At 66.5% G+C, this 19,112-nt stretch carries 20 protein-coding genes and 2 tRNA genes; 16 read left to right on the top strand and 6 right to left on the bottom strand.

Annotation, left to right across the window (positions count from 1 at the left end):
- The 3 genes from F7P65_RS19340 to F7P65_RS19330 all read left to right on the top strand — a co-directional run.
- Positions 1 to 3,087 (top strand): cellulose biosynthesis protein BcsC (locus tag F7P65_RS19340; RefSeq protein WP_150294705.1); only part of this gene is annotated, 3,087 nt, incomplete at its 5' end.
- The gene (gene bcsD / locus F7P65_RS19335) at positions 3,084 to 3,545 is read left to right on the top strand and encodes a cellulose biosynthesis protein BcsD (protein WP_150294703.1); all 462 of its coding nucleotides are present in this window, start codon (positions 3,084 to 3,086) and stop codon (positions 3,543 to 3,545) included. The genes F7P65_RS19340 and bcsD, both read left to right, overlap by 4 nt.
- Positions 3,535 to 4,545, top strand: a complete 1,011-nt coding sequence (locus F7P65_RS19330; protein WP_150294701.1) for a family 8 glycosyl hydrolase — start codon at positions 3,535 to 3,537, stop codon at positions 4,543 to 4,545. Before bcsD ends, F7P65_RS19330 begins: the two co-directional genes overlap by 11 nt.
- Positions 4,546 to 4,595: 50 nt before the next feature.
- Here the strand turns inward: F7P65_RS19330 and F7P65_RS19325 are convergent, their stop codons facing one another.
- From F7P65_RS19325 to F7P65_RS19305, 5 genes are all read right to left on the bottom strand, one after another.
- The gene (locus F7P65_RS19325) at positions 4,596 to 5,576 is read right to left on the bottom strand and encodes an NADP-dependent oxidoreductase (protein ID WP_240334400.1); all 981 of its coding nucleotides are present in this window, start codon (positions 5,574 to 5,576) and stop codon (positions 4,596 to 4,598) included.
- Positions 5,577 to 5,596: 20 nt separating this feature from the next.
- Complete coding sequence (locus tag F7P65_RS19320; RefSeq protein ID WP_150294697.1) at positions 5,597 to 6,262, bottom strand: Dabb family protein; 666 nt, start codon at positions 6,260 to 6,262, stop codon at positions 5,597 to 5,599.
- A complete protein-coding gene (locus F7P65_RS19315) occupies positions 6,255 to 6,611 on the bottom strand; it encodes a hypothetical protein (protein ID WP_150294695.1) in 357 nt (118 codons plus the stop codon). Before F7P65_RS19315 ends, F7P65_RS19320 begins: the two co-directional genes overlap by 8 nt.
- A gap of 142 nt (positions 6,612 to 6,753) precedes the next feature.
- Positions 6,754 to 7,821: an AraC family transcriptional regulator gene (locus tag F7P65_RS19310; RefSeq protein ID WP_150294692.1), complete on the bottom strand. Its 1,068-nt coding sequence runs from the start codon at positions 7,819 to 7,821 to the stop codon at positions 6,754 to 6,756.
- Between the two features lie 102 nt (positions 7,822 to 7,923).
- A tRNA-Gln gene (locus F7P65_RS19305) sits at positions 7,924 to 7,998 on the bottom strand.
- 128 nt (positions 7,999 to 8,126) lie between these two features.
- Between F7P65_RS19305 and F7P65_RS19300 the strand changes: the two genes are divergently transcribed.
- The 3 genes from F7P65_RS19300 (at position 8,127) to F7P65_RS19290 (ending at position 9,997) form a co-directional block, all read left to right on the top strand.
- The gene (locus tag F7P65_RS19300) at positions 8,127 to 8,648 is read left to right on the top strand and encodes a MarR family winged helix-turn-helix transcriptional regulator (protein ID WP_150294690.1); all 522 of its coding nucleotides are present in this window, start codon (positions 8,127 to 8,129) and stop codon (positions 8,646 to 8,648) included.
- A 71-nt stretch (positions 8,649 to 8,719) separates the two neighbouring features.
- Entirely contained in the window at positions 8,720 to 9,034 is a 315-nt protein-coding gene (locus F7P65_RS19295; RefSeq protein ID WP_150294688.1) for a hypothetical protein, read from the top strand.
- Between the two features lie 72 nt (positions 9,035 to 9,106).
- Entirely contained in the window at positions 9,107 to 9,997 is an 891-nt protein-coding gene (locus F7P65_RS19290; protein ID WP_150294686.1) for a DMT family transporter, read from the top strand.
- Here the strand turns inward: F7P65_RS19290 and F7P65_RS19285 are convergent.
- Positions 9,994 to 10,749 (bottom strand): enoyl-CoA hydratase, encoded by a 756-nt coding sequence (locus tag F7P65_RS19285; RefSeq protein ID WP_150294684.1) that lies wholly within the window; start codon positions 10,747 to 10,749, stop codon positions 9,994 to 9,996. The genes F7P65_RS19290 and F7P65_RS19285 overlap by 4 nt on opposite strands.
- 95 nt (positions 10,750 to 10,844) lie before the next feature.
- Here F7P65_RS19285 and F7P65_RS19280 point away from each other — a divergent pair, with 95 nt between their 5' ends.
- The 10 genes from F7P65_RS19280 (at position 10,845) to rplA (ending at position 18,898) form a co-directional block, all read left to right on the top strand.
- Positions 10,845 to 11,834, top strand: a complete 990-nt coding sequence (locus tag F7P65_RS19280) for a bile acid:sodium symporter family protein (RefSeq protein ID WP_150294682.1) — start codon at positions 10,845 to 10,847, stop codon at positions 11,832 to 11,834.
- A gap of 3 nt (positions 11,835 to 11,837) precedes the next feature.
- On the top strand, positions 11,838 to 12,347 hold the full coding sequence (locus F7P65_RS19275; RefSeq protein WP_150294680.1) for a phosphoribosyltransferase: 510 nt from the start codon (positions 11,838 to 11,840) through the stop codon (positions 12,345 to 12,347).
- 120 nt (positions 12,348 to 12,467) lie between these two features.
- Positions 12,468 to 14,078 carry a phytoene desaturase family protein gene (locus F7P65_RS19270; protein ID WP_150294678.1) on the top strand — a complete coding sequence of 537 codons (1,611 nt, stop codon included), beginning with the start codon at positions 12,468 to 12,470 and terminating at the stop codon, positions 14,076 to 14,078.
- Between the two features lie 63 nt (positions 14,079 to 14,141).
- Complete coding sequence (locus F7P65_RS19265; protein WP_150294676.1) at positions 14,142 to 15,137, top strand: aspartate carbamoyltransferase catalytic subunit; 996 nt, start codon at positions 14,142 to 14,144, stop codon at positions 15,135 to 15,137.
- Between the two features lie 32 nt (positions 15,138 to 15,169).
- Positions 15,170 to 16,393: a dihydroorotase gene (locus F7P65_RS19260; RefSeq protein WP_150294711.1), complete on the top strand. Its 1,224-nt coding sequence runs from the start codon at positions 15,170 to 15,172 to the stop codon at positions 16,391 to 16,393.
- Between the two features lie 56 nt (positions 16,394 to 16,449).
- A tRNA-Trp gene (locus F7P65_RS19255) sits at positions 16,450 to 16,525 on the top strand.
- A 201-nt stretch (positions 16,526 to 16,726) separates the two neighbouring features.
- Positions 16,727 to 16,933: a preprotein translocase subunit SecE gene (gene secE, locus F7P65_RS19250; RefSeq protein ID WP_025550848.1), complete on the top strand. Its 207-nt coding sequence runs from the start codon at positions 16,727 to 16,729 to the stop codon at positions 16,931 to 16,933.
- Positions 16,934 to 17,073: 140 nt separating this feature from the next.
- The gene (gene nusG, locus F7P65_RS19245; RefSeq protein ID WP_150294674.1) at positions 17,074 to 17,610 is read left to right on the top strand and encodes a transcription termination/antitermination protein NusG; all 537 of its coding nucleotides are present in this window, start codon (positions 17,074 to 17,076) and stop codon (positions 17,608 to 17,610) included.
- A 153-nt stretch (positions 17,611 to 17,763) separates the two neighbouring features.
- Positions 17,764 to 18,195: a 50S ribosomal protein L11 gene (gene rplK / locus F7P65_RS19240; protein ID WP_150294672.1), complete on the top strand. Its 432-nt coding sequence runs from the start codon at positions 17,764 to 17,766 to the stop codon at positions 18,193 to 18,195.
- A 4-nt stretch (positions 18,196 to 18,199) separates the two neighbouring features.
- Positions 18,200 to 18,898 (top strand): 50S ribosomal protein L1, encoded by a 699-nt coding sequence (gene rplA / locus F7P65_RS19235; protein WP_150294671.1) that lies wholly within the window; start codon positions 18,200 to 18,202, stop codon positions 18,896 to 18,898.
- Positions 18,899 to 19,112: the final 214 nt, after the last annotated feature.

Genomic DNA, 19,112 nt, shown 5'->3' with positions numbered 1-19,112 from the left:
GACACCGGCGGCGACGCACGCGCCGGGGGCTTTCGCGCGCTCGAACGCAACGACCTCGCCGGGGCGGCCACGCTCTTCGAGCGGGCGCTCGCCCGCAATCGCGGCGATGCCGACGCCCTGGGCGGGCTGGGCGTCGTCCGGCTCCGTCAGGACCGCTTCGCCGAGGCACGCGACCTGTTGGCGGAAGCGTCGCGGCGGGGCACGACCTCGAAATGGTCGGACGCGCTGGCGACGTCGCGCTTCTACGCCGGCCTGACCGAAGCCCGCGCCGCGCTCGCGGACGGACGGCTGGTCGATGCCCAGGGCAAGGCCGAGGAATTGGTCCGCTCGGGCTATGCGGATCGGCAACAGGCGCTCGAACTGCTCGCCACCATCTACGAACGACAGGGTCGCTACGCCGACGCGGCGGACATTTACCGCCAGGCGTCGACCGGTCGCGCCGCCGGGGAAGAGTCCGAACTTCGCCTGAAGAGCAGAGCCGCGCGGGGCCGCGCGCTTGCCGCGATCGCCCGCGGCGATGAGGTCAGTGCCGAACAGGAATTCCAGTCCGGCCTGTTGCTCGATCAGAACGATCCCTGGATCCGCTATGAATATGCGCGGTTCATGATTGGGCGCGGCCGGGTATCGGATGCGGACGCGCTGATCCGGTCCCTGTCGACCTCTGCCAATCCCGATGCGCTGTACGCCGCCGCGCTGCTCAACGCCTCGCTCCAACGGCCCGGCGCCGCCGAGGCGTTGATCGACCGCATTCCCGATGCGCAGCGCACCACGCAGATGCGCAGCTTCGCCGCCGGACTGAAAACGGATCGGGCGATCCAGCGGGCGCGCGACATCGCCGCGCTCGGGCGACAGGCGGAGGCGCGCGCCGCCCTGCAACAGTTGAGCGGCGCCGCCGGCGTCGCCGCGGTCAAGCAGGCCGCCATCGCCGACGCGCTGTATGACCTGGGCGACACCGACGGAGCCGCTGCGCTGGCGCAGCAGGCGATGTCCGGCGACATCGGCGATGTCGAAGGTTATGAGCCGATCATGCGCGTGCTCGCCAAGACGGGCCGCGACGACCTTGCCGCCGCCGCGCTCCAGCGGGCCCGGCAAATGGCGGACGGCTCCGCGCAGGGGCAACTGGTCCTGGCCCGCATCAACGGCAGCATGGCCGCCGCGCAGGCCGACCGGCTTCGCCTCGCCCAGCAATATGCGCCGGCCTTCGATCTGCTCCAGTCGGCCTGGAACGCGGCCCCGGGCAACCGCGAGGTACTCGCCGCGCTCGCCCGGCTCTATCGGTCCGGCGGCATGCCCGCCCGCGCGGCCCAGGCCTATCAGCTGATCCTGGCGCAATCGCCCCATGACCGGGACGCCCTTCTCGCCCTTATCGAAACGGCCGGCGCGGCGGGCGACACGACGCTGGCCCGGCAGGCGGTCGATCGCGCGATCCGGCAGATGCCGAACGATCACGAGGTCTATATCGCCGCGGCCCGCATGGAGCAGGCCCGGGGCAATGATGGCGCGGCGGTCCGGTATCTGAAGCGCGCCCGTGAAATCTACGCCCAGCAGACAGGCGGCGGGGATGCCGGGCAACTGACCGCCGCCAATCCGTTCGGCACGGTCAGCGCCGGCGGCAATCCGTTCCGCGCGCAGGGAGCGGTCGCCGCGCCGGCGCCGGTCAATCCGTTCGCGCTGGGTGGCGGGTCCCGCCTGCCCGCCTATGCCGCCCCGCCCGGTCAGGTCCCGTCCGCTCCCGCGGCGTCAGGGCAATTTGCGGGCGACGCGCCCTTCGCCGCTCTCGTGGGGGGGCCGCCGTCCGAACCGATCGGCGACCCGGTGCTCGCCCGGCTGGAATCGGACATTCGCTCGCTCACCGGCGACACGGGCCCACGGGCGGACGTGGAAACCGGCTATCGCGAGCGGTCGGGCGAAAAGGGACTTTCCAGCCTCAAGGAACTGACCGGTTCCGCGGCAGTCTCCACCAGCGTTGGCAATGGCCGTGTCGCGGTGAAGGCGGAAGCGGTCGTGCTCGATGCCGGCACGCCGGAGGCTTCGGGCGCCGCGCGTTTCGGCGGCAACGGGATCAGCGAAGCGGCGGCCATCGTCGGACAGGTTGATCCACGCAATGCCGCCGTGGCGGCGCAGCATGCCTCCGGCGTCGCCCTGTCGGCATCCTACAAAAGCGGGCTGGTGCAATTGGAGGCCGGCACGACGCCGCTGGGCATCGGCGACACAAAGGCAGTGTGGCATGCCGCCGTCACCCCGCGCTTCTCGTCCGTCGCTTCGGGCAAGATCTGGTTCGAACGCCAGCCGGTGAAGGATAGCGTGCTGTCCTATGCCGGCGCGCGCAACCCGGCCACGGACGCGCAGCTTGTCGGGGCGGCAAGCGCGATCGCCGCCGACGCGAGCGCTCGCGATCCTGTCACCGGTCAGCGGCTGCTCGACGTGCCCGGCCTTTTCGGACCCTATGGCATGGGCGAACGGTGGGGCCAGGTGATGCGCACCGGCGGCGGCCTGTCCTTCAGTTACGACCGCGACGGCACCGGATTCTATGGCGACGGCAGCGTCCACCGCTATCGCGGCGACAATGTGCGCCGCAACTGGGGCTATCAGTTGAACGCCGGCGGCTATATGCGCCTGTGGCGCGGCGACCGTTCGACGCTGACGGGCGGGATCAACGTCAATTATCAGGATTATGACAATAATCAGAATTTCTTCACCTTCGGCCATGGCGGCTATTTCAGTCCGCAAAGTTTCCTGAGCGTCAGCTTTCCGATCCGTTACGCCTATGACGACCGCCGGTGGGAAGTGCGCGGCAACTTCGCGCCGGGCTATCAGAGCTACGATCAGGCAGGCGCGAACGTCTATCCCACCAGCGATGCCGCGCAGGCGCTGCTCAACCGGTTGAAACTTGTGAATGACGATGTGCGTTCGACCTATGACGGCATCAGCAAAACGGGTTTCGCGCTGTCGGCCGACGGGGCCATTTACTATCGCGTAAGCCCTTCCATGCGAGTGGGGGGGCAAATGGGAATCAACACGTTCGGCAATTATGACGAATTCCGTTCGCTGCTCGGGATTCGCCAGTCGCTTGGAGGCGGTCAGTGAACGAAACGACGCGCACGGCCGTCCCGGCGGACACTGCGAGCCACCCCCAGGGCTTCGCCCTGCTGATGGCGCTGACGGCTGCCGAAATCCGGGACAAGGCATCGCCGGCTCAGGCGCGGGGATTCTATCTCGCCGTCGGCCATCGGCTGGCGGCGATCGAACCGGCCGGGGACGCCGCCGATCTTTCCGTGCTCGGCAGCAGGCTCAACAGGCTCTGGTCGGCGCTCGACTGGGGTCATGTCATCTTTCACATGGAAGATGAGGGCATCGTCATCCGGCATCAGGGACTGCCTCCGGGGCTGGACGGCGATATGGACGGGCTTTGGCCCGAACTGATCGCCGCCGTGCTGGAAGGCGCCTATGACGGCTGGTTTCGGGCATTGGGCAGCGGACCTGCGCTGCACACGCGTCGAATAGACTTTAACGCCGGGACGCTGGATCTGTGGCATGGCCGTTGATCGCCGGACCTTCGCCCTCGGTTCGCTGGCGGCCCTGACCGGGTCCTGCGCCCGGGCTGGCGAAAGGCGGCTTGCGCGCGGCGATAGCGACCTTATGTGGCCGCAATTCAAGGCCCGCTTTCTGGATCCGACAGGCCGCGTCGTGGACAATGGCAATGGCGGCATCAGTCATAGCGAAGGTCAGGGATATGGCCTGTGGCTGGCGCTGTGGGCCGACGACCGAAACGCGTTCGACGCCATGCTTCGCTGGACCGAAGCGACCCTCGCGCGGAAGGACATCGCCCTTTATTCCTGGCGGTACGATCCGCGCCAGCCCGACCCCGTCGCGGACCGGAACAATGCGACCGACGGCGACATCTTTATCGCCTGGGCGCTCGCGCGCGCGGCCGAGACGTGGCGCGAACCCGCCTATGCCAGACGGTCCGAAGAAATCCGCGCCGCCATACTTGCCCATCTGGTCGTCGAACGGTTCGGCCGCAATGTGCTGCTGCCGGGGCTGGATGGCTTTTCCTCGCCCAATCTGGTGACGGTCAACCCGTCCTATATCATCTGGCCCGCGTTGGACCGGTTCCGATCGCTGGACGGTTCATCGCTGTGGGGACCGCTGATCGCTGACAGCGAGCATCTGCTGTCCGCTGCCCGTTTCGGCCCCCGGCAATTGCCCACAGACTGGGTGGATATTGCAGGCGCCAACAGCATTGTGCCGGCCGCCTCAAAGCCGCCGCGCTTCGGTTTCGATGCGATCCGGATTCCGCTCTATGCGCTCGCCAGCGGCCGTCAGCCTTTGGTATCGCCCATCATCGATTATTGGCGCGACTATCGCCGCCGCGGCAGCGTCATACCGGCCTGGATTGACATTCGGTCGGGCGAGGAAGCGGATTATGGCCTGTCCCCTGGCGGCATCGCGCTCGCAGACCGGTCGTTGGGCCTGAAGAACCGGCAACCGCTGGCCAATGACTATTATGCCGCCGCCTTGCAGATGCTGGCCAAATCGCTCTGATCGCCGGAGAATTTTTGCGGGCTGCCGGTGAGCAGCCCGCCACAGGCTGGCTATCGATCCAATGCGCTGTCGACGTCGAGCAGGATCTTGCCGCGGACATGCCCCGCCGCGACCTGTTCGTGCGCCTGCGCCGCCGCTTCGAGCGGCATGACATGGATGTCGGGCGTACGGATGACGCCGCGCGCGAGCGTGTCCACCAGCGCCTTCAACTGGCGTTCCTGATTGGGAAAGGTCGATGACGCCACCGCCAGCTTGACGCCCAGCGCCTCGGCGCGCGCGGCGTCCGCCATCGGCTCATTGGCGATCAGCGTCGTGATCGGCACGATGAGGCCGCCGCGCTTCACCATTTCCACGGCATCCAGCAGGCTGCCCTGGCCCACCGTGTCGATCACCAGATCGACGCCATCGGGCGCCCAGGCGCGGACGGCGTCCAGCACCCCGCCTTGCCGATAATCGATCGCCAGATCCGCGCCGAGGCCGCGAACATAGTCCAGATTGTGCGGCCCGCATGTCGCCGCGACCTGCGCGCCCGCCACTTTGGCCAGCTGGATCGCATAGCTTCCGGTGCCGCCGGCCCCGCCATTGACCAGGACTTTCTGGCCGCTGGCGACGCCGCCCACATCGAACACGGCTTCCCATGCGGTCATGCCCGCCGTGGGCAGGGCGGCGGCGTCACGCAGCGACAGATGATCGGGCAGCTTCACGACCCGCTCGACATCGGACGCGACATAGTCCGCATAGGAACCGCGCTCGCCCCGGCCCTGGTTGCAGGCGACGACCACGCGGTCGCCCACGGCAAGCCCGCTCACGCCTTCACCGATTTCCGCGACGATACCGGCCGCGTCGAAGCCCAGGACGAAGGGAAAGCCATACGTCAGGAAGGACGACAGCCAGCCCTCGCGCACCTTCCAGTCGGCGGGGTTGACCCCGGCAAAGGCGACCTGGACGACGACGTTGCCCGGCGCGGGGCGGGGCCGTTCGATCTCGCCCAGCCGCAACACGTCGGGGCCGCCAAACTGATCCAGGACCATTGCTCGCATCATCGTCTCCTTCATTGTTCCGGGCCCTGATTGAGAATGGCCTGATCGATCGCACAGAAGGTGTGCACCAGCTGGGGCGCCACCAGATAGTCGGGATATTCGGTATCGAACCAGCGTTCGACATGCGCCCAATGGACCGGATGGATCATATAGGTTCCCTCCAGCCCGGTGCGGTCGGCATATTCCTGTTCCCACAAATGGGTCCACGGCATCGCGCCCGAAGCCGTCGCGGCCTGCGACAATTCCCAGCGCAGGATGGTGCGGGCATGATCGGGCATGATCAGCGTGTCGCGCGCGAAGGCGGCCAGACGCTCCGGCGTCGGGTTGCGGTTGGCGCAGAACATCGCGACCCGGTAGAGCCCGGTGCGCGCATCGGCGGCCCCGCCGGACCAGCCCGTTTCGAACGCCGCATCCTCGCAGGAGCGTACCGCCTGCGCGTCCCCGACCAGAGCCCGGATCGCGGCGCCCGCCTCGCTCGCCAGCGCGGCCTCCGCCGCCGCGCGATCGGCAAAGCTCACCCGCCAGATGAAATCGCCGCCATTATAGGTGCCGGGCAACGTCGGCGCGGCGAGCCGGGTGATCGCGCTAGGCAGGCGCCGTGTCGCCTCGCCCAGCGTCGCGCCGAAGCGCTCGCGCTGCTCTTCCGTCACCCCAAGCACTTTGAGAAGATTATACATTGTCCAACTCCCCCAGTGCTTCCGCTTCGGCCAGCGTGTACCGCTGCCGGGTCTCGACCAGCGCGGGCGCCTCCTCCTGCCACCAGCGATCGACATCGGGATCGAGCCGCGCACGCTGCTTGGCGCCCCATACGGCCCCGACATCCGGCTGCGTCCAGATGAACAGCAGCCGGTTGACGCCTTCGGGCAACCACATCGCCGGTTCGACCAGCCGATGCGCCAGCACCATCCCGCGCTCGCGCGCGCCGGGCGCATAGCGCTGCATATAGGCGTCGTGGAGCGCCTTGCCCTGGCCGGGCCGGGCGACGAGTTCGTCGATCACATAGATCGCGTTTTGTTCAACGGACATGGGCGTTGCGGACCTTTCCTTTGCCGTCTGCCACGTCTTGGGCAGCGGGACGCAGGGATGATCTTGCGTTCGGACGGGCCAATGAGAAATGGCGAAACGGACCAAAAACCGACACAGAACGGACCAACCTCGTCCGCCTGTTTCAGCCGGCCATCGGCCCTGCCACGGCGCGCCGATAGGCCGATGGCGACCGTCCCGCCCAGTTTCTGAAGGCCCGCCGGAACGTCGTCACGTCGCTCATGCCGACGCGCACGGCGATCTCGCCGAGGGAAAGCCTGCCCTCGTCGAGCAGGTTTCGCGCGACTTCGTACCGGCATCGATCCTTCAGCTTCTGCAACGACGTCCCCTCCTCGCCCAGCCGGCGCTTGAGCGTGGTGGCGCTGATACTGAACATCGCGACCAGATCGGCGGTCGCGGGAAGCGGCTGGCGCTGCGCGATGGCCGCGCCGAATATCGCCCCGACGCGCTCGGACAAGGGCGCCGTCTTGGACTGCATGGTCGTCAGTTCGAACGGAAAGCTCCGCAACAGCTCGGCCAGCTCGAACGGGGTACGCACGACCGGCCGTTGCAGATAGCGCGCGGGAAAGCGCAGCAGATTGTCCGGAGCCGAATGAACGACCGGACAGGACAGCAGGCGCGCCGCCACGGCCGCGTCGATCAGGGGCGGGTAACAGACATGGGCGACCAGCGGCTGGATGTCCTCGCCGATGAGCCAGCCGAACAGCCGGTGATAGGTGGAAAGGCCCGTCAGGTCGGCGAGATAGGCGCCGGCGCACTGCGTCGCGCGCAGCGACCGCATCCTGAATTCGGCCTGCGCGCCCAGGGTGCGGACCGACAACTGCCCGCCCCGGCCGTTCAGCATGTCGCAAAAGGCGGCGGCGCGATCGATCGCGTCCGCCAGCGTGCGGCAGGTGATGACGCAGTGGCACAGCATCTCGAATTCCGCCCGGGTCATCGGCGGACGATGCGCACTGCGGCTGGCCTGCACTTCCAGAAACGCGATGCAGTCATGGTAGATGGCGCTGAACGCCGTCTGCGACAGCGGGCCGCTCCACGGGAATAGGTGCCGCGAACCGGCGCGGCGCGCCACGCCCGCCCGCGCGAGGATGGCATCCGCATCGCCCCCGGCCTCCTCGACCTGCAACAGCAGCACGCGCGCCAGCGCGGGGGATGGGCGCTTGCTGGCAGGCTTGGAAATATGCTTGGCCATTGCCGCTTGTCCGTCCGGTCCCGATCCTGCCCTACCGCTCCGCGCTATCCCAGATCCGTTGCGCAAGTTCCTGGAAAACGGGCTGAAATTAGAGGATTCGGCTGGCTGGGGCGGCAGGATTCGAACCTGCGCATGGCGGTACCAAAAACCGCTGCCTTACCGCTTGGCTACGCCCCAGCATCGGCCGGCCATCGCCGGCGCGGACCGCCATATAACGGCTCCTGCGCGAAAGGAAAGCCTAGTCATTATTTTCCTGAGACGCCAATATATACGCTCGTCCATCCGTCATATTGGAAAAAGCCGGCATGTCCCACCCCAGCTCTTCCCCGGCCGCTTCACCGTCCCAGATCGCGCCCGCTTCGCCGCTGTTCCTGCGCGAGGATGAGATCCGCCGGGGGATCGAGATGCTCTATTTCGGCTATTCGGCGCTCACCCGGTCCATCGACGACGGGCTGGCGGCGCAGGGGCTGGGCCGGGCGCATCATCGCGCGCTCTACTTCATTTCGCGCCAGCCCGACCTGACCGTCAAGGACCTGCTGCGACTGCTGGCGATCACCAAGCAATCGCTGGGCCGCGTGCTCAATGACCTGATCGAGGGGGGCTATATCGAAACCCGCCAGGGCGCCAGTGACCGGCGGCAGAAACTGTTGCGGCTGAGCCCCGCCGGCAAGGCGCTGGAGGCCGAACTGTTCCGCGCCCTGCGGGAGAAGATGGCCGCCGCCTATGCCCAGGCCGGGCAAGGATCGGTCACCGGATTCTGGCGCGTGCTGGAAGGGTTGATCGCCGATCAGGACCGATCGATGGTGTTTGCGCTGCGCAGCCGCTGACCGCCCCGCCGCAACCTTTTCGCCTCTGCAACGGTTATGACGGGGTCCGTTGACGGCAATGGGGATATATTATGGGCAAATCATTTCTCGCGATCATGGCGGTGCTGACCGTGCTGGGCACGTCGGCCTGTTCGAAAAAGGCGTCCGACAATCTGGAAAATGCCGGATCGGCCATGAGCAACGACATGGATAACGCCATGGACGAGGCCGGCGCGAAGATCGACAGGGGTCTCGACCGGGCCGGCAATGCGATTGACGAAAGTAGCGACCGGATGGGCGCAGCGATGGACAATGCCTCCCGCGACGCCCGGCGGCAGGCGGACGAGACCAAGCGCGATGTCGGTGCCGCGATGGAACGCGCGGGCAATGACCTGAAGAAGGATTGACCGGACGCGTCGCCCGCCTTTTGCGCGGGCGGCGCTTGACCTGAACGATCATCGGCAGCACCAGCTTGGGCCATGTCCGACGCGGCCTCCCCTCCATCCTTTTCTCCCCGGTTGATGATCGGCCGCCCGGAACTGGCGCTGATCGGCATCACCATGCTTTGGGGTGGCACGTTCCTGATCGTGCACCAGGCGATGCGGCACAGCGGGCCGTTTTTCTTTGTCGGCCTGCGGTTCGGGACGGCGGCGCTGATCGCCTTGCCCCTGGCCCTGCCGGTGCTGCGCGGGGTGACGGCGCGCGAATGGCTGGCGGGCGGGATGATCGGCCTTGGCATCTTCGGGGGCTATTCGTTGCAGAGCTGGGGCCTCCAGAGCATTGCCAGCACCACTTCCGCCTTCATCACCGCTGCCTATGTCCCGCTGGTGCCGATATTCCAGTGGGCGATCCTGCGGCGACGCCCCCGGCTGGCGAGTTGGGCCGGGGTGGCATTGGCCTTTGTCGGGTTGCTGCTGATCGCGGCGCCGCGGGACGGCCTGTCGCTCGGCAAGGGGGAGGCGCTGACGCTGATCAGCACCCTGCCCATCGCGTTGGAGATCATCTTCATCAGCCTGTGGGCGGGCCGGGTGAATGTCGCGCGGGTGACGCTGATCCAGTTGATGACGACGTCGCTCCTCGCCTTTGCCAGCATGGTTCCGGCGGGCGAGGCCGTGCCGCCCTTTTCATGGGTGGTCGTCATGTCCGCCTGCGGGTTGGGGCTGATGACCGCGATCATCCAGCTGGTGATGAACTGGGCGCAGCAGAGCGTGTCGGCGACCCGCGCCACGCTGATCTATGCAGGCGAACCGGTGTGGGCGGGGCTGATCGGCTGGATCGCGGGCGACCGCCTGCCGGCCATCGCCCTGCTGGGCGGCGCCCTGGTGGTCGCCGCCGTGATCATCAGCGAAATCCGGCTCGGGAAGAATTAGCGGCGGAAGACTGGCGGCCGCTTTTCGAAGAAGGCGGCGAAAGCCTCCTGCGCCTCGGGCGAGGCCAGCGTTTCCCTGAACAGCCGCGCTTCTTCCTCGATCCGCTGGTTGAGCGTGACGGGATCGCCCTTCATCAGCCGGCGCGTCGCGGCGAGCGCCTGTGGCGGCTTCGCCATCAGTGCCGCCGCCTTCCGCCGGGCATGGTCGAGCAGGTCATCGGCCGGAACGATGGCGGTGACGAGCCCGGCGCGGTCCGCCGTCTCCGCGTCCATCGGCTCGCCCAGCAGCAGCATCGAGGCCGCCTTGGCATGTCCAAGCGTCGCGGGTGCGAGCAGGCTGGACCCCGCCTCCGGCACAATGCCAAGGTTCACGAACGGCGTGATGAAGCGCACATCGGGCGTCGCATAGACGAGGTCGCAATGGAACAGCATGGTTGTACCGACACCCACGGCCAGACCCTGAACGGCGGCGACCATCGGCTTGTCGAAGGCGGCAAGGGCGCGGATGAAGTCGAACGCAGCGGCGCCGCCCTCCGGCCCGGCCATGAAATCCTTGAGGTCGTTGCCGGCGCAAAAGGCATCGCCCTTGCCCGCGAAGAGGACCACGCCGATGTCGGCGCGCGCCGACGCATCGGCCAGCGCGGCGGTCATGGCGCGATACATGGCGGCGGTCAGCGCATTCTTCTTGTCGGGACGGTCGATATGGATTTCGATGACGCCCTGATTTTCGATGATGGCGATCCCTTCGCTCACGGTCGATCTCTCCTGTGCTGTTCGACGGGCGACTGTTGGCGCATCGGCGGCGGCGCGTCTATCCTTTTCCCCTCTTCCTGCCTAAAGGCGACGCCATGAACCGGCTGCGTGACCTTTTCGATCCCTTTCTGCTGGCGCTGATCTGCACGGTGGCGCTGGCCTCCTTCCTCCCTGCCCGGGGCGACGGGGCCGCCCTCGCCGGGGTGGCGGCGGATGCGGGAATCGTGCTGCTCTTCTTCCTGCATGGCGCCAAGCTGTCGCGCGAAGCGATCTGGAGCGGGGCCAAGGCGTGGAAGCTGCATCTGGCGACACTGGCGACGACCTTCGCCGTCTTTCCCCTGATCGGCCTTGCGACGCAGCAGGTGACGGCGATCCCGCCGTCGATGCGGGCGGGGCTGTTGTTCCTGACCCTGCTGCCCTCCACCGTGCAGTCGTCCATCGCCTTTACCGCCATCGCGCGGGGCAACGTGGCCGCCGCCGTGGTCAGCGCATCCTTTTCCAACCTGCTGGGCATCGTGCTGACGCCGCTGCTGGTCGCGCTGCTGATGGAAAGAAGCGGGACCGGCAGCCTTGTCTCCCTGTCCGCCGTCGAGAATATCGTGCTGCAATTGCTGCTGCCCTTCATCGTCGGACATCTGGCGCGACCGTGGATCGGGGGCTTCGTCGCCCGGCACAAGGCGTTGGTCGGGCGGGTGGACCGGGGGTCGATCCTGCTGGTGGTCTATGCCGCCTTCAGCGCGGCGGTGGTCGAGGGGTTGTGGCACACGGTCTCGCGCGGCGAACTGCTGTTGCTCACCGTCCTCAGCATCGCGATGCTGATCCTGGTGCTGTTGTTCACATTCATGCTCGGGCGCCTGTTCGGCTTTACGCGGGAAGATGCGATCGTGCTGCAATTCTGCGGATCGAAGAAGAGCCTGGCGTCCGGCGTGCCGATCGCGGGCGTGCTGTTCCCCGCCAGCGCGGTCGGACCGATCCTGCTGCCGGTCATGCTGTTCCACCAGATCCAGCTCATGGCCTGCGCGGTGCTGGCGCGGCGCTATGGCGCGCAGGTGGACGCGCAGGCCCGGCTGGCGGCGGCGGAATAGGCCATGACCCAGCCGATCTTCACGCCGGTGACAATGGACAGCTTCCTGCGCCAGATCGATGTGCTGGCGGGGGCGTTGCAGGCGCCGGGATGGCGGCCCGATCATCTGGTCGGCATCGGACGCGGGGGGCTGGTGCCCGCGGCCTATCTCAGCCATGCCACGGACCTGCCGATGCTGTCGGTCGACATGTCGGCGAAGCTGCCCGATTTCGGCGAAGCGCTGCTGGCGAAGCTGGCGGCGCGCGCAGCGGCGGGCGAGAAGCTGCTGTTCATCGACGACATCAACGACAGCGGACGGACCATCACTCTCGTGCGCGAGGCCATGGGGGGAGCGCAGACGGTGCGCTTCGCGGTGCTGATGGACAATATCCAGTCGGCGGCGACGGTCGATTATCGGGCGGACATCATCGACCGCGCCGTGACCAAGGACTGGTTCGTCTTTCCCTGGGAAGCGGTGGCCAGCCGGGAGAGCATGGTGGCCGACTGGAGCGCCGTGCCCGAACGGACGCAATAGACCCATTGCCGCGCCATCGCCCATGTTATACGAATGTATAAGTTTAGCAGCGCTGGCAGGGCGCGGTTGCAAGGGACAGCCCCGCCCCAACCCCTCCCCTGACCGGAAAGGGGTAAGATCATGACGCAACGCTACGACGCCGTCATCATCGGGGGCGGCCATAATGGCCTTGTCTGCGCCTTCTACCTTGCCCGTGCGGGATATAAGGTCCGCATCCTTGAGCGCCGCGCCATTGTCGGCGGGGCCGCCGTCACCGAGGAGTTCCACCCCGGCTTCCGCAATTCGGTGGCGAGCTATACCGTCAGCCTGCTCCATCCCAAGGTGATCCGCGACATGGCGCTGGCCGATCACGGCTATCGCGTGCTGGAGCGCCCGATCAGCAATTTCCTGCCGCAGCCCGATGGACGCTACCTCAAGCTGGGCGGCGGCATCGCACGGACGCAGGCCGAGTTCGCCAAATTCAGCGCGAAGGACGCCGCCGCCCTCCCCGCTTATTATGACGCGCTGGAGGTCGTGGCGGACCTGCTGCGCGACATGACCCTGAAGGCCCCGCCCAATGCGGGCGACGGCCTGCCGATGATCGTGAGCGCGCTCGGCCAGGGACGGCGGCTGGGCGGGCTGACGCTGGAGCAGCAGCGCGACGTGCTGGAACTGTTCACCAAATCGGCGCGCACCTTCCTCGACGGCTGGTTCGAGAGCGAGGCGGTGAAGGCGGCGTTCGGCTTCGACGCGGTGGTCGGCAACTATGCCTCACCCGACACGCCGGGCAGCGCCTATGTCCTGCTGCACCATGTCTTTGGCGAGGTGAACGGAAAGAAGGGCAGCTGGGGCCATAGCGTCGGCGGCATGGGGACGATCACCCGGATCATGGCGCGGGTCGTGCAGGCGCTGGGCGTGGAGATCAGCCTGGAGGCGCCGGTCGCGTCCGTGCTGGTCGACGGGACGCGGGCCGTCGGCGTGCGGCTGGAAAGCGGCGAAGAGGTGATGGGCAAGGCGATCATCGCCAATGTCGGGCCGAAGCTGCTCTATGAACGGCTGATGGCCCCGGGCGACCTGCCGCCGGAATTCCTGAAGCGCATCCGGGGGTTCAGGGCGGGATCGGGCACCTTCCGCATGAATGTGGCGCTGTCGGCGCTGCCCGACTTCACCTGCCTGCCGGGCGCGGGCGAGCATCACAAGTCCGGGATCGTCATCGCGCCGACGCTGGATTATATGGACCGCGCCTTTACCGATGCAAAACGCGACGGCTGGTCGAAGGAGCCGATCGTCGAGATGCTGATCCCCTCGACCGTGGATGACAGTCTGGCGCCGGAGGGATGCCATGTGGCGAGCCTGTTCTGCCAGCAGTTCGCGCCCGAACTGCCAGATGGCCGAAACTGGGATGAGGAGCGCGAGGCGGCGGCGGATCATATCGTCGCGACGGTGGATGCCCATGCGCCCGGCTTTGCGCGCTCGGTGATCGCGCGCGACATCCTCTCCCCGCTCGATCTGGAACGGAAATTCGGGCTGGTGGGCGGCGACATCATGCATGGCAATATGACGCTGGATCAGCTTTGGGCGGCGCGGCCGGTACTGGGGCATGGCGCCTATCGCGGGCCGTTGAAGGGCCTCTATATGTGCGGCGCGGGAACCCATCCGGGCGGCGGCGTGACCGGGGCGCCGGGGCATAATGCCGCGCGGGAGGTGATGAAGGACGGCGCGCTGCTGGGGCGGTGGCTCGGGCGGGGGTGAAGCGCCGCTTTCATCGACGCCGTGCCTTGCCCTCCCCCCTGCGCTCCCCTAAAGGGTCGGTTCATGCCCGACATCATCGTTCCTTCCGCCTCGCCTGACCTCCAAGGCCGGGCGCTGTTCCCGCATCGGCATCTGCTGTCCATCGCCGACCTCAAGCCCTGGGAAATCCGTTTCCTGCTGGATGAGGCCGAACATTGGGCCAGGAGCAACCGGGGCGGCGCGCGCAAGCATGACGACCGCCTGGCGGGCATGACGCAGATCAACGCCTTTTTCGAAAATTCGACGCGCACGCTGCTGTCCTTCGAGATTGCGGGCAAGCGGCTGGGCGCGGATGTCGTCAACATGGCGGCGGCCACGTCCAGCGTGAAGAAGGGCGAGACGCTGATCGACACCGCCATGACGCTGAACGCGATGATGGCCGACGTGATCGTCATCCGCCATGCCAGTTCGGGCGCGGTGGCGCTGATCGCGGACAAGGTGGACTGCCCGGTGCTGAACGCGGGCGACGGCTGGCACCAGCATCCGACGCAGGCCCTGCTGGACGCGCTCACCATCCGGCGGCGCAAGGGCGGGTTCGAGGGGCTGATCGTGGCGATCTGCGGCGATGTGCTGCACAGCCGGGTGGCGCGGTCGAACATGCTGTGCCTTGCCGCGCTGGGCGCGCAGGTGCGCGCGGTGGCGCCGCCGACGCTGATGCCGCCCGAGGTCGAGATGCTCGGCGCCACGCCTCATCACCGCATGGACGAGGGGCTGGAGGGCGCCGATGTCGTGATGATGCTGCGGCTCCAGAATGAACGGATGGACGGGGCCTTCATCCCCTCCCCCCGCGAATATCACATGCTCTACGGGCTGACGCCGGAGCGGCTGGCCATCGCCAAGCCCGATGCGCTGGTGATGCATCCCGGGCCGATGAACCGGGGCGTCGAGATTTCCAGCGTGGTGGCCGATCATCCCGACCGCTCCGCCATTACCGAGCAGGTGGAAATGGGGGTAGCCATTCGCATGGCCTGTCTGGACGTGCTGACCCGAGGCGCGCGTGGGGTGGAGGGATGGTCGTGAGCATCCCGGTCAACAATAAGGAATCGGTGGCGATGAAGACTATTGCCATCATCAACGGCAAGCTGGCCGACCCGGCGGGTAAGGAAGTCACCGACGGCACGATCCTGATCGAAGGCGACCGGATCGTCGCGGCGGGCGATGTGGCCGTGCCGGGGGACGCGGAAAGGATCGATGCCGCCGGGTTGGTGGTCGCGCCGGGCCTGATCGACCTCGGCGTCTTCGCCACGGACAAGCCCGCCTTCCATTTCGGCGGGATCACGCGGGCCGCACTGATGCCCGACCAGTCATCGGCCCTGGACGATGCCGCCCTCATCCGGCAGGCGACGCGGGCAGGGAAGCCCGATTTCTGGGTGCATCCGATTGCAGCCGCGACGCGCGGCCTGAAGGGCGCCGAACTGGCCGAGATCGGCATGATGCAGGCAGCCGGCGCCAAGGCCGTGGGCACCGGGCGCCAGTGGATCGCCGATTCGGGCGTGATGATGCGGGTGCTGGCCTATGCGTCCGGCCTCGGACTGACCGTCATCGCCCATGCCGAGGATGGCGGGCTGGCGGGCAAGGCCGTCGCGACCAGCGGCGAGACGGCGACGCGCCTCGGCCTGTCGCACGCGCCCGCCTGCGCCGAGGCGATGGCGATGGCGCGCGACATCATGCTGGCGCGGGCGACAGGCGCGGCGATCCATTTCCGGCTGGTGACGACCGCAGCGGGATTCGATCTGATCCGCGCCGCCAAGGCCGAAGGATTGAAGGTCACATGCGGGATCAGCCCGGCCTATCTGTTCCTCAACGACCAGGCGGTGACGGATTTCCGCACCTTCGCGCGCCTGTCGCCACCGCTCCGGTCGGAAGAGGACCGCAAGGCGTCGATCGCGGCGGTCGCGGACGGCACGATCGACGTCATCACCTCCAGCCACGACCCGCGCGGGCCGGAGGACAAGCGCCTGCCCTTCGCCGACGCCGCGCCGGGCATGGCGGGGGCGGAAACGCTTCTCGCGCTCGCGCTCAATCTGGTGCGGGAGGGGCATCTGGGCCTCAACCGCCTGATGACGCTGCTCAGCGCCAATCCGGCGAGGATATTGGGCATCGACGCGGGCGCCTTCACCGCCGGGAGCGCGGCGGACCTGATCTTCATCGATCCCGACGCCCCCTGGATCGTCGATTCGGAAAAAATGGCCGCGCAGGCCGGAAACACGCCCTTCGATCGCCTTCCGGTGCAGGGTCGCGTGCGACGGATCATGAAGGGCGGAAATTTCCTGTAACTTCCCCCCTTGCCCTCCCCGGCGGGCCACGCTAAAGCGCCCTCCTTCGCCGGCACAGGAGTGTAGCTCAGCTGGTAGAGCGTCGGTCTCCAAAACCGAATGCCGGGGGTTCGAGTCCCTCCACTCCTGCCAAGCATTAAGCCGCGAAGCCTTGTAAAGCCAAGGTTTCGCGGCTAAGCGCGGTTGATGGTGTTTGGAGCGGCGCTGCGCCACTCCGGGCGAAGAATGGGTCGCGAAGCGCGGCCGCACCCCCGGACGCCGACATGGGCGGGATCGGGAGGGCGGACTGTTGCTTCGCGCTTTGGTGTTTGTTCGAAGGGTTTGAGACAGGCGATGGCGAAGGTTTCTCCGGGCGAATTCGTCAATCAGGTGAAGACCGAAGCGTCGAAGATCGTGTGGCCCACCGGCCGCGAAACGATCATGACCGGCGTGATGGTGGTCATCATGACATCGCTGTTGGGTCTGTTCTTCTTCGGCATCGACACCTTCTTCGGTGCGATCGTGCAATGGCTGCTGGCCTTTGCCGCTGGCCAGGCCTGAAGTTTTTGATTGCCGCGATTTTCAAGTAAATCGCGCTGGGTTTATGAGATTGCCGCGATTTTCAAGTAAATCGCGCTGGGTTTGTGAGATTGCCGCGATTTTCAAGTAAATCGCTAAGGTCGGGAGTTTGAGACGGTAACATGGCGCGCTGGTACATCATCCACGCCTATTCGGGCTTCGAGAACAAGGTCAAGGAATCGATCCTGTCCGAAGCCGAGCGCATGGGCCTCTCCCAGCTGGTCGAGCAGGTGGAAGTCCCCACCGAGACCGTGACCGAGGTGAAGCGCGGCAAGAAGGTGCAGGTCGAGCGCAAGTTCATGCCCGGCTATGTCCTCGCCAAGCTGGCGATGAACGACGATATCTACCACCTCGTCAAGAACACGCCGAAGGTGACGGGTTTTCTGGGTTCGTCGGGCAAGCCGCAGGCGATCAGCGAAGCCGAGGCGGCGCGCTATTTCGGCGCGCAGAAGGCGGCCGAGGCCGCGCCCAAGCACATGGTCAACGTCGATTACGAGATCGGCGACAGCGTCAAGGTGCTGGACGGCCCGTTCGCGAGCTTCAACGGCACCGTCGAGGAGCTGGATTTCGAAAAGAGCCGCGTCAAGGTGTCGGTGTCGATCTTCGGTCGTGCCACGCCGGTCGAGCTCGACTTCGAGCAGGTCGAGCTTTCGAAGTAATTCACGTCATCCCAGCGCAGGCTGGGATCTCGTGCCTCAGACCGTTCCCTTGCGGTCTGAGATCCCAGCCTGCGCTGGGATGACGACAGGGGAAAGTGCGGGAGGCGGATTTTAAGTCCGCTGTCTGACCGCTTAACTTGAAAGAGAGTGAAAATGGCCAAGAAGATTACGGGCTATATCAAGCTCCAGGTGCCCGCTGGAGCCGCCAACCCCTCGCCGCCGATCGGTCCGGCGCTGGGTCAGCGCGGTGTGAACATCATGGAATTCTGCAAGGCGTTCAACGCCTCGACGGAAAAGATGGAAAAGGGCACCCCGCTGCCGACCATCATCACCGTCTATGCGGACCGTTCGTTCAGCTTCGTCACGAAGCAGCCGCCCGCCACCTATCTGATCAAGAAGGCCGTCAACCTGAAGTCGGGTTCCAAGGAACCGGGCAAGGTCGTCGCCGGCAAGATCACCCGCGCCCAGCTCGCTGAAATCGCGCAGGCCAAGATGGCCGACCTGAACGCGAACGACATCGACGCGGCGACGAAGATCATCGAAGGCTCCGCCCGCGCGATGGGCCTCGAAGTGGTGGAGGGCTAAGACCATGGCAAAGCTGACGAAGAAGGCCAAGGTTCTGGCCGCTGCCGTTGACAAGGAAAAGCTGCACGGCGTCGATGAAGCGCTGGGCCTGATCAAGACCCACGCGACCGCGAAGTTCGACGAAAGCGTCGAAATCGCGATCAACCTGGGCGTCGATCCGCGTCACGCCGACCAGATGGTCCGTGGCGTCGTCACCCTGCCCGCCGGCACCGGCAAGGACGTCCGCGTCGCCGTGTTCGCCCGTGGCGACAAGGCCGATGCCGCGACCGCCGCTGGCGCCGACATCGTGGGCGCCGAGGACCTGCTGGAATCGATCCAGGCCGGCAACATCGACTTCCAGCGCGTGATCGCCACCCCCGACATGATGGGTCTGGTCGGTCGCCTGGGTAAGGTTCTGGGTCCCAAGGGTCTGATGCCGAACCCGAAGCTGGGCACCGTGACGCCGAACGTCGCCGAAGCCGTGAAGGCCGCCAAGGGCGGTCAGATCGAATTCCGTGTCGAAAAGGCCGGCATCATCCACGCTGGCCTCGGCAAGGCGAGCTTCTCGGCCGCTGACCTGCGCAAGAATTTCGACGCGTTCGTCGACGCCATCGTCAAGGCGAAGCCGTCGGGTTCGAAGGGCAAATATGTCCGCAAGATCGCCCTGTCGTCCTCGATGGGTCCGGGCGTGAAGGTCGACGTGGCGGAAGTCGCTTCGGTCTGATCCGACGCTGTAACAGTTAAGGGGAGCCTCCTTCCTCCGCGTGGGGAAGGAGGCTTTCTTCTTTTTTGGGCAGTCCTGTGATATGGGGCTTTCCCAATTCATTCTCCTTTTTGCGAGAATGCCAAGGTGCCTTGCAGGGCAAGGTCGAGGGTCGTTCCACCTTCTGCTACTTCATAAGAATGAGCGCGGCTTTGCGAAGCTTCGCCCGCACGGA

This window comes from Sphingobium estronivorans, from assembly GCF_008692605.1.
In the GTDB taxonomy this organism is placed as follows: domain Bacteria; phylum Pseudomonadota; class Alphaproteobacteria; order Sphingomonadales; family Sphingomonadaceae; genus Sphingobium; species Sphingobium estronivorans.
Note: the sequence above shows the minus strand (reverse complement) of the source record. Positions and strands in the feature narration are given on the sequence as shown.

Coding starts and splice junctions, on each gene's coding strand:
- nusG (WP_150294674.1), top strand. CDS start 17,074: ATGGCGCGCTGGTACATCATCCACGCCTATTCGGGCTTCGAGAACAAG.
- F7P65_RS19265 (WP_150294676.1), top strand. CDS start 14,142: ATGCCCGACATCATCGTTCCTTCCGCCTCGCCTGACCTCCAAGGCCGG.
- F7P65_RS19290 (WP_150294686.1), top strand. CDS start 9,107: ATGTCCGACGCGGCCTCCCCTCCATCCTTTTCTCCCCGGTTGATGATC.
- F7P65_RS19270 (WP_150294678.1), top strand. CDS start 12,468: ATGACGCAACGCTACGACGCCGTCATCATCGGGGGCGGCCATAATGGC.
- secE (WP_025550848.1), top strand. CDS start 16,727: ATGGCGAAGGTTTCTCCGGGCGAATTCGTCAATCAGGTGAAGACCGAA.
- F7P65_RS19280 (WP_150294682.1), top strand. CDS start 10,845: ATGAACCGGCTGCGTGACCTTTTCGATCCCTTTCTGCTGGCGCTGATC.
- F7P65_RS19325 (WP_240334400.1), bottom strand. CDS start 5,576: ATGGTCCTGGATCAGTTTGGCGGCCCCGACGTGTTGCGGCTGGGCGAG.
- F7P65_RS19295 (WP_150294688.1), top strand. CDS start 8,720: ATGGGCAAATCATTTCTCGCGATCATGGCGGTGCTGACCGTGCTGGGC.
- F7P65_RS19330 (WP_150294701.1), top strand. CDS start 3,535: ATGGCCGTTGATCGCCGGACCTTCGCCCTCGGTTCGCTGGCGGCCCTG.
- rplK (WP_150294672.1), top strand. CDS start 17,764: ATGGCCAAGAAGATTACGGGCTATATCAAGCTCCAGGTGCCCGCTGGA.
- F7P65_RS19275 (WP_150294680.1), top strand. CDS start 11,838: ATGACCCAGCCGATCTTCACGCCGGTGACAATGGACAGCTTCCTGCGC.
- F7P65_RS19300 (WP_150294690.1), top strand. CDS start 8,127: ATGTCCCACCCCAGCTCTTCCCCGGCCGCTTCACCGTCCCAGATCGCG.
- F7P65_RS19310 (WP_150294692.1), bottom strand. CDS start 7,821: ATGGCCAAGCATATTTCCAAGCCTGCCAGCAAGCGCCCATCCCCCGCG.
- rplA (WP_150294671.1), top strand. CDS start 18,200: ATGGCAAAGCTGACGAAGAAGGCCAAGGTTCTGGCCGCTGCCGTTGAC.
- F7P65_RS19260 (WP_150294711.1), top strand. CDS start 15,170: ATGAAGACTATTGCCATCATCAACGGCAAGCTGGCCGACCCGGCGGGT.
- F7P65_RS19315 (WP_150294695.1), bottom strand. CDS start 6,611: ATGTCCGTTGAACAAAACGCGATCTATGTGATCGACGAACTCGTCGCC.
- F7P65_RS19320 (WP_150294697.1), bottom strand. CDS start 6,262: ATGTATAATCTTCTCAAAGTGCTTGGGGTGACGGAAGAGCAGCGCGAG.